The organism is Clostridia bacterium (assembly GCA_036562685.1).
Lineage (GTDB): Bacteria > Bacillota > Clostridia > Christensenellales > DUVY01 > DUVY01.
Genome location: DATCJR010000081.1, coordinates 1 through 8,504, shown reverse-complemented (window position 1 = coordinate 8,504; position 8,504 = coordinate 1). Strand labels below are relative to the sequence as shown.

Annotated in this window: 12 protein-coding genes; 2 read left to right on the top strand and 10 right to left on the bottom strand. The window is 32.6% G+C overall.

Annotated features, from left to right (window positions below; all coding sequences use genetic code 11):
- From VIL26_03500 to VIL26_03470, 7 genes are all read right to left on the bottom strand, one after another.
- On the bottom strand, window positions 1-522 hold a 522-nt coding region (locus VIL26_03500; GenBank protein ID HEY8389998.1), incomplete at its 3' end, for a hypothetical protein.
- Between the two features lie 100 nt (window positions 523-622).
- Window positions 623-1,531 (bottom strand): YafY family protein, encoded by a 909-nt coding sequence (locus VIL26_03495; GenBank protein HEY8389997.1) that lies wholly within the window; start codon window positions 1,529-1,531, stop codon window positions 623-625.
- A 79-nt stretch (window positions 1,532-1,610) separates the two neighbouring features.
- Entirely contained in the window at window positions 1,611-1,952 is a 342-nt protein-coding gene (locus VIL26_03490; GenBank protein HEY8389996.1) for a hypothetical protein, read from the bottom strand.
- A complete protein-coding gene (locus VIL26_03485; GenBank protein HEY8389995.1) occupies window positions 1,949-2,653 on the bottom strand; it encodes a hypothetical protein in 705 nt (234 codons plus the stop codon). The genes VIL26_03490 and VIL26_03485 overlap by 4 nt, the downstream gene beginning before the upstream one ends.
- 302 nt (window positions 2,654-2,955) lie before the next feature.
- Entirely contained in the window at window positions 2,956-3,270 is a 315-nt protein-coding gene (locus VIL26_03480; protein ID HEY8389994.1) for a TIGR04076 family protein, read from the bottom strand.
- 59 nt (window positions 3,271-3,329) lie between these two features.
- The gene (locus VIL26_03475) at window positions 3,330-4,046 is read right to left on the bottom strand and encodes an MBL fold metallo-hydrolase (protein ID HEY8389993.1); all 717 of its coding nucleotides are present in this window, start codon (window positions 4,044-4,046) and stop codon (window positions 3,330-3,332) included.
- Window positions 4,047-4,069: 23 nt separating this feature from the next.
- Window positions 4,070-4,972: a LysR family transcriptional regulator gene (locus VIL26_03470; protein HEY8389992.1), complete on the bottom strand. Its 903-nt coding sequence runs from the start codon at window positions 4,970-4,972 to the stop codon at window positions 4,070-4,072.
- Window positions 4,973-5,086: 114 nt separating this feature from the next.
- Here VIL26_03470 and VIL26_03465 point away from each other — a divergent pair, with 114 nt between their 5' ends.
- Both VIL26_03465 and VIL26_03460 read left to right on the top strand, forming a co-directional pair.
- On the top strand, window positions 5,087-5,329 hold the full coding sequence (locus VIL26_03465; protein HEY8389991.1) for a hypothetical protein: 243 nt from the start codon (window positions 5,087-5,089) through the stop codon (window positions 5,327-5,329).
- A 226-nt stretch (window positions 5,330-5,555) separates the two neighbouring features.
- Complete coding sequence (locus VIL26_03460; protein ID HEY8389990.1) at window positions 5,556-6,902, top strand: cation:proton antiporter; 1,347 nt, start codon at window positions 5,556-5,558, stop codon at window positions 6,900-6,902.
- Window positions 6,903-6,958: 56 nt separating this feature from the next.
- Here VIL26_03460 and VIL26_03455 read toward each other — a convergent pair whose 3' ends face one another.
- The 3 genes from VIL26_03455 to VIL26_03445 all read right to left on the bottom strand — a co-directional run.
- Complete coding sequence (locus VIL26_03455; GenBank protein HEY8389989.1) at window positions 6,959-7,168, bottom strand: hypothetical protein; 210 nt, start codon at window positions 7,166-7,168, stop codon at window positions 6,959-6,961.
- A 256-nt stretch (window positions 7,169-7,424) separates the two neighbouring features.
- Window positions 7,425-7,901 (bottom strand): pyridoxamine 5'-phosphate oxidase family protein, encoded by a 477-nt coding sequence (locus tag VIL26_03450; protein HEY8389988.1) that lies wholly within the window; start codon window positions 7,899-7,901, stop codon window positions 7,425-7,427.
- A gap of 65 nt (window positions 7,902-7,966) precedes the next feature.
- Window positions 7,967-8,504: DUF6273 domain-containing protein (locus tag VIL26_03445; protein ID HEY8389987.1), on the bottom strand; the 538-nt coding region annotated here is incomplete at its 5' end.

Below are 8,504 nucleotides of genomic sequence, written 5' to 3'. Positions count from 1 at the left end.
ACATGGTTCAAAATCTTGAAAATGGCTCCATCCTATTAATACATCGCCGTTTTCGTCATAACCGCTAATAATCAAACATTCAGGCGGTCCAATAATACCAAAAGCCAATACAGGAATACCATCATCTATTGACTTAATAATTTTATTTTTTATATATTCTTGATTGTTTTCATCTTGGGCTTTTTCGATTATTTCATATTCATATCCCGCCCAGTCAAAAGCATTTTTTATAGTAGTGTTATGCTCATTGACTTGCATTAAATCCAGACAGCTCAAACAATATTCTTCATGCCAAAGGAACCCAAATGCAATTCCAGATGCAGCAATAAACTCTATATTACCTGTACGCATAAAATAGCTAATATTATGTTCATTGAAATTTTTTATAGGATAGTTCTCTCCCAAAGACTCCATAAGCGAAGTCATACAAGCAGGAAAAGCAAAATCCTCTGGCGTACGATTATCTCCTGTGTTTCCAGCAAATCCAACTTTAGTTACATTAAGTACATTTTTAATTGGCATAACACCCCCTAATATTTTTTTAAATCAAAAATAGCTTGTCTTTTTATCATTTTATAGTGTTTAAATGACAACAGTATGTCATATTTGAGAAAAGACTTGATTAATTTTTGTAATACTGTAACAGCTTTTTTGCCCTGTCTGCAATAATGTCTCTAATATGTTGCGGCTCCAAAACCTCTACAAAACTGCCAAATGACAATAAATACCCATAAACCCATTCATCTTCTGGCAACTCAACTTGAACTATATAGGATCCATCATTGTTTTTTTGAAGCATTTCTTCATCAAAATCATCATAAAGTCTATATAAAACCTGAGGATAAAACTTAAGCTTTAAACTAATAAAAGATTGTGCATTTTGGAAATCATCTTTATTTTTTTCAATATATTGTCTTCGTTCAAATTCTTCATTTGAAACCTTAACATTCTTTATTCTTGATATCTTGAAAGTCCTAAAATCATTTTTTATATTACAATACGCCAAAAGATACCAAGCTTGTCCCTTAAATATCATTTTCATAGGTTCAGCCACTCTTGATGATTTATCACCCATTGAATTGATATAATCAAAAGAAATTCGTTTTCTGTCTAAAATTGCTTTTTTTATTTCAATAAACTTATTGAATTCATTCGGTCTGCTTGCCCAGGGCGAAAAATCAATATGTACCCAATCCGAAGAATTAACATGTTTATATACTGCGCTTATTTTTTCAAGAATAAGATTAATTTCAGGGTATTTTGTTGCTTGAAGCGTCTTTAGTGCCAGCAGCAAAGTTTCGCTTTCATGTTCTGATAGTAGCGTCTTGTTGAAAGAATAGTTTTCCAAAAGGGAAATTCCGCCGCCGTTGCCTTTGTTAGTCAAAACCGGTACGCCTGCCAAAGATAAAACATCAATATCTCTATAGATCGTCCTTATCGATACTTGAAATCTATTTGCAAGTTCCTTTGCTGTAATCGTTCCCCTATTCAGCAAAAGAATAACTATTTCAAGCAATCTGTTGATTTTCAAAAATTACTTTGCTCCTTTCCATTTAGTATCAAAAATTAATGATTTTAATTTTATAAAATCAAAGTTTTTTAATATGGTTTCAAGGTCTAGGTCTATTTCTAAAGCTCGATCTACCATGAGGGTTAGCTCTATGCCGATGCCCGAATCTTGCAGGATGACGAGTTCTGTGACGATATCTATGTGTTTCACTAGGCACAGTTTTATGGAGAGGTTTAATCTTATGATATGAACTCGTAATACGGCTAGGCGATTGATTTTTTATAGGAGTTTTGTAACTGACTTTATAAGGAGTCTTAACATAGCGTCTTCTTTTTGAGAGTCTTAATATACCTTTATAAATAAGCGCGATTAAGACCAACAATCCTGAAAACAATGCTGAAATTGCCATCAAACCAGCCAAAGCTAGCGTAATTGAAGTCATTGCAGCAGTAACGTTTTTAGAGCTGATTTTGAAACAAAAAACATTATTATATCTGCTATCAATAATCCACAAGCTACATAAAAAAATCCTTTGATAGCAGACCTGCAATCAGCTGTGCTTAATTCCATATGGCTTGCAATCATCAAAGCAAGCACAATATATATCCACCATAAGAAATTATATATATTGGAAGAATCAAATATTATCCATACAATATCTCTAAACTTTTCAAGATAAACTACATAAGTGGAAGACTCAAAAAGGTTTGTTGATAAAAAATTACTAAAATCTAATTTTGCAATCACTTCAAAAAAAACATGAGGCACAAACAAGAGCATCAAAAGCAACAAAAAAGCGCTGCCTAAAACTATAGGAGCGGTTGCAATAAAGAAATTGCCTATTTGCTGATAAAAATTCTTGCGGTTATATGTGTGCCTTACATAGCCTAACGATCCATCCACACTGAGAGGTTGATATAGCTTAATACCAACAATTTTATGTCCAAAGATAAGACACATAAAAGCATGGCTTAATTCGTGAATAGGTACACCAACAAATCCTGTTATTAATAAGATTAATACACCCCTTGACCCCAATATTCTGCAAAATGACTTACGGCAATATGCAAGGAATAATCCAAAAACCACTAATACCGCTATCGAAAAAACAATCTGATAAAGAAAATTAAATATTATTTCCATATTATTTTTTATACTCTTAAAAAAATAGATATTTTTAAAATAACATTTCTACATCAGAATATCATATTTTTGTCGAAAAAACCACGAAAATAGTACTTTCATGTTAACTTTGATTTTTATGATTAATTAGTTGTGAGGTGTAATATGTTTTAACATTATGAAGCAGAAATTATTCAAAAAGAAATTGAGCTGTCATGGACAACATGGTCAAAAATCCATCCCCAAAAAAAGATGTAGATTATCACAAAATTAATAAAAAATACTTTTCAAATTATTTTGGCTTATATAGAAAAGAAGAAATATTATTGTGCATCCTCATCCATTGTTTCTAGCAGAAAACTTACAGGACGAAATCCGTCATTACACGAAATCATTGCTGATTTTTTGTTCTTCATCCAACCATTATATATATCTTCACCACCGTAAGCCAGCGTCATCACAAATGCTGATACGCTGTCCCATGCACTGTCGCAAAAGCCTTCAGGTTTTTGCCACCCATTGGCAATAAAAATCTGTCCTTCTTTCATATCGCAGGCATGAGTAATCGGATTTTCATATTTTTCAATCAAATCCTTATAACAAGCGGTCTTCATAACTGTGATTTTAACTTTTTTCATAATTTGTCCGTTTTTCAACATAAAATTTTAAGTGATTTAATTTTTATTCTAAGACAATATTATTTTAATGGATATAACTTTCTCCTGTCTAGCATGTCAATGTTTTTCTCTAAATCTTCTTTCAAAAACGGCTTGCCATGAGCGGGATATATTTTAGTAGGATTTAGTTTAATCATAACTTCCCATGATTTTTTGAAATCTTGCAAGTTTTCGATCCAAATGGTTATTTTATTAGAACTAGGAAAACCATTCATTGCAGCATCGCCGCAAAATAACGACCCATCTTTTAATAACAATCCAATAGAATCTATTGTATGACCAGGAAGATTGATAATAGTACCAGCTAACAGTACTTCTAAACCTGGCTTTGATGATTCATCTAAGACAATATATCTTTCTGGCCTATCTACTGGCGGATACCTATGTTCGCCTTTGCCTAATAATTTTAAAATCTTACAAAATGTTAACGCCAAAAAATTAGAACATCCGCCGTCAAAGGAATTTTGACCTTTACGCAATCTTTCTACTGCCATAGGGTGCAATATAACCTTGGCATCAGAATTATCTAAAATCTCATTTAGAAAACCTGCATGGTCATCATGAGCATGAGTTAAAAAAACATAAGAAATATCGCTCAAATTAATGTTATGTTTTCTTAATCTCTTTTTAAAGTTAGCAAACTGTTCATGATAACCAGTGTCAATTAACATATATCCTTTATCAAGCTTTATAAGATAGTTGTTAATTATTCTAGTGCCTATATTAACCATTTCCATGCTCTTTTCCCCTGTTTAATTATTCAGGTGTTATAATACTTAACAACTTTATTGTAGTCATTCATAATACTCTGCAAAATATCTTTATGATTAAAATCCCTATGATACAAAATATTAATTTCCCGAATCATGCTTAAATTTTCAATAGGAAGTACGGTAATCTTGCCCTTTTTTAGTTCATCAAGGCATACACTTTTGGCAAGGATAGATACTCCGATATCTCGACGTATAAGATCTTTTATTGTTGCAATATTATCAACTTCCAAAATCACATTAAAATCATTAATTGACATGTTATTGCTTTCCAAATGCGCGACAAAAAGGTTTCTTGTCCCTGATGAGGGTCTGCGAAGAATTAAAGGCTGTTTTTTTAACTCATTTATGGTAACCATGCTTTTTTTTGCCAATGGATTGTTATTGGATACCACCAACATCAAGGAGTCAGTATCAAGTAAAAGTGTATTTATATTAGGATCTTGTATTTTTCCCTCAACAACTGCCAAATCAATCTCGTAATTTTTGAGCATGCTATAAAGATTATTTATAGAATCAGTAATTATCGTTATGATCGTACCAGGATTTTCTGAGCTGTATCTGCCCAAAACTTCTGCTACAGCGTTGCTTTCTGCGGTGTGAGTAATTCCGACCGTAAGCCGTCTAACAAAGCGTTTTTCATCCAAAAGGCTTTGTTTCATCCTTTCATACAAAGCAATGTTCCTTTTAGCGTACTTTATAACTATTTCCCCTTCTTTTGTCGGCTTTATTTCATTTTCAGCACGATTAAAAATCTTTATATTAAGTTCTTTTTCCAATTGTTTTATGTGTTGAGTTACAGCCGGCTGTGTCAAAGAAAGCTGTTCAGCCGCGCGTGTAAAACTATTATATTTTACAACTGCCAATAAAGTATAAAGTTTTGGATCAATCATTTTATATATCTCCATTATTATAACGTTTTTTTATATCATTCAAACAAAATATAAATTTACGTTATAGAAAATTTGACTATAATATAACAGAAACAAAGGCAGGAGGCAATAATTATGAAGCAAAAATTAATATTTGATTATCACATCCTTATTTTTAATATAATTAAGTTTCTGCCTTGTTCTTCAAGCTACTTTAATAATCACTTTTTGATGCCAACCCAAAGTTTAACTAATCATGATACACATTACAACTTGATTGTCAAATTTGGAAAAGCTCAATTTGGATGGACAGGAATTTTCTTAGCTAATGTTGCGCTTATGCTTTTCTGTTTACCTCTTTTTTTTTTGCAGATGTAGTTAGTAGCTGGACGAATTTGCTTTGGATAAAAGTCGTAGTAAATGTAAGCCTTGTAATAATTATAGGAGCAAAGTTTTATATTTTTAGCTTTAGTAACAGACGAAACATATTAAAACTTATTTATGTTATTAGTTGTTTGATTTCGTCATCATATTGGACTTTAACATGCGTGTTCTTAGCCGCATTTGAAAATATAGCATAATATAGAGGAGCTTAATAAAACCAATGATTAATTTTCTAAGTAATTTTAATAATATAACAAGTATTTTATTTGCTTTGGCAATAATTTTGCTTTCTGGTTTTCTTTTGACCCGCATTACTAAACTGGTTAAATTGCCTAATGTAACTGGATATATTATTGCTGGCATTTTAATTGGACCTTATGTTTTCAATTTGATTCCTCGTGATATGGTCCAAAACATGGGCTTTGTCAGCGATATTGCTTTGGCATTTATAGCGTTTGGCGTTGGTAGATTCTTTAAGAAAGAAACTTTCAAAGAAACCGGATTTGGCATTATTATAATCACGCTATTGGAATCTTTATTGGCTGGAATTCTAGTAAGTATTGCAATGCGTTATTTATTCCATTTGAACTGGAGTTTTTCTTTGCTTTTGGGCGCGATCGCAACTGCTACTGCACCAGCAAGCACAATGGTAACTATTAGACAATATCATGCTCGCGGTAATTTTGTGAATACCTTATTGCAAGTAGTCGCATTTGATGACGCTGTATGTCTCATTGCTTTTAGTTTAGCTTCTGTCTTTGTAAACGCTAATGCTGGAGGAAATATTTCTTTTAGCGAAGTCATAATGCCTATCGTTTATAATATTGGCGCTTTGGTAATTGGTTTTATTGGCGGAGTAATTTTAAGCAAAATTATATCACCCAAAAGAAGCGAAGACAGCAGACTGATATTAACTATATCTCTACTTCTAGCAATATCTGCCTTATGTGCTGCAGTAGATGTTTCGTCCCTTCTATCTTGCATGCTTTTAGGCACTACATATATCAATATTACCAAAGACAAAGAACTATTCAAACAAATCGAAAGATTTACACCGCCTATACTGTCAATATTTTTTGTCGTATCAGGAATGAATTTGAATATTGGTTCGTTTAGTACATTGGGAATAATAGGCGTATCCTATTTTTTTATACGTATTATTGGAAAATATCTTGGTGCTTATCTAGGATGCGTCATTGCAAAAACTTCAAAAGAAGTAAAAAATTATTTAGGTTTGGCATTAATACCTCAAGCCGGAGTTGCAATCGGTCTTGCATTCCTTGGTCAAAGAATTTTACCTGAGGATATGGGAAATATGCTGCTTACAATAATTTTAGCTTCGTCTGTCTTGTATGAATTAATCGGACCCGCTTGTGCTAAAATCGCGTTGATCTACTCTGGTTCAATAAAAAAAGACAAATTGACCCCTCAGGGCAATACAAGTGAATCAGCAGAACAAATCAATAAGATTGAGGTAAATGCGCAAAACAATAATCAAAACAATAATAATAAAATAACAGTCATCAAAATACAAGACGATCAAAATATTATTAAAGCAAATTCATAATGTTACAAGAATACGACCTTTTGGAAAAACCTTGAATTAAACTTTTTAACCTCTTGTTAATTATAGTAAAAAAACTTTATATAAAAAATATTAAGATGTCCGCCAGTAATAAGGGTACAACTTATTAGCTGGCGGATTTTATTCCAAGCTGATTTTTCAGAAATGTCTCCTATGCTCAAAACCAACTTGAATCCATATATATCTGATGTATCTTCGCCCAAAGGTACAGCATTTTCCCAAGCAAGTTTTGCTTTTATTGGTTTCATTTACTGCCAATTTTCCTTTTTGGTAGGTGCGCTTCCATCTTTATTACTGATTATTACACTAATACTGCCTTTTTGATATTTGAGCAATTTTTTAACTTCCACAAGCACTATCGCTAAAAAGAATATTAATCATGTATTCGATCCTTTTGAATTTCAATTTAATTATATACTAGTTTTATAATCTTGGTCTTTTACTAAATTAAAAAGGGCTAATTACTTTTTTAGTACTTAGCCCTTTTTATCTTTTTAAGTAATTTTACTCAACTGTTTTGTTTACAAAGTCAATTTTATAATATCCCTTGCCGTATTTTTTGGAATGATCTATAATGACTCCTTCTGTGAGTGTGATACGCAAAACGATTGAATCTGGATTGTCCTCGTCACCGTCTTCATCAAACCATCCAAAGATTTTTTTAAACTTTGCTCTAATTGCTGCATTCTTTTCGTCTTTTACCCAGCCTAGATTTTCGGCTTCCCCATGGAAAGTATACCAGCCTTGTCCAGCTATTGCAACTTCATTATTTTTTTCAATTTGCAGCATCTTCTTTGATTTTGCGTTCGTGGAAGCATAAAACACTCCGTTTTCATAGTAAGCGCAAATCATACGCACAGCAGGACGAGGATTACCTTCAGCATTGGGGGATGAAGCAACTGTTGCAAGTGCAATAAGTTCTTCTTTGTCATTGCCGCAAAGTTCATCCAAAATTTTCATCGCGTTTTCGTAGTTGCTCATTTCTTTTTTCTCCTTTTAATTTTTTCTATATAACTATAGTTAAACCAATTGCAACATTCCAAAGACTATAACTTTATCCACATGGCTGGACGAACCCCGCCTGTGCATCTACCATCGATTCTATTGCCTTTTTGTATATTGTTGCCTTGGACTCCTATATTGCCATCACCAAATATATAAGCGGCTTTTTTGTTATCGCGACCGGGTGATCTAAGCCACCACCACCAAACACCTTTACCGAGATTCGGCTCTACCCATGCTATTCGTTTGATGTTATTTTCATCTTTTCTTTGAAGCCAATATCGCTGATTTTTCGGTCGATTATATAATTTTGAACTGCTATCGCCAAAATATTTGCATGCGACTTCTTCAATGCTTAACAAAAATATATAGTCTTGCGTATCTATTCCGCCTGGTGAACCATACCACTGATTGTCAAGATTTTTATTTATAACCTGAATTATTCTTGATTTTTCAATGTCTGTAAACTTATCATAAAACTCACTATTAAGATATTTCCTTAAAGTGCAGTCTGCCCATGTTATCTCTCGATAAGCATTGTTATAAGAACGCTGGTCTATAATGTTTTGAGTTATAATCAAA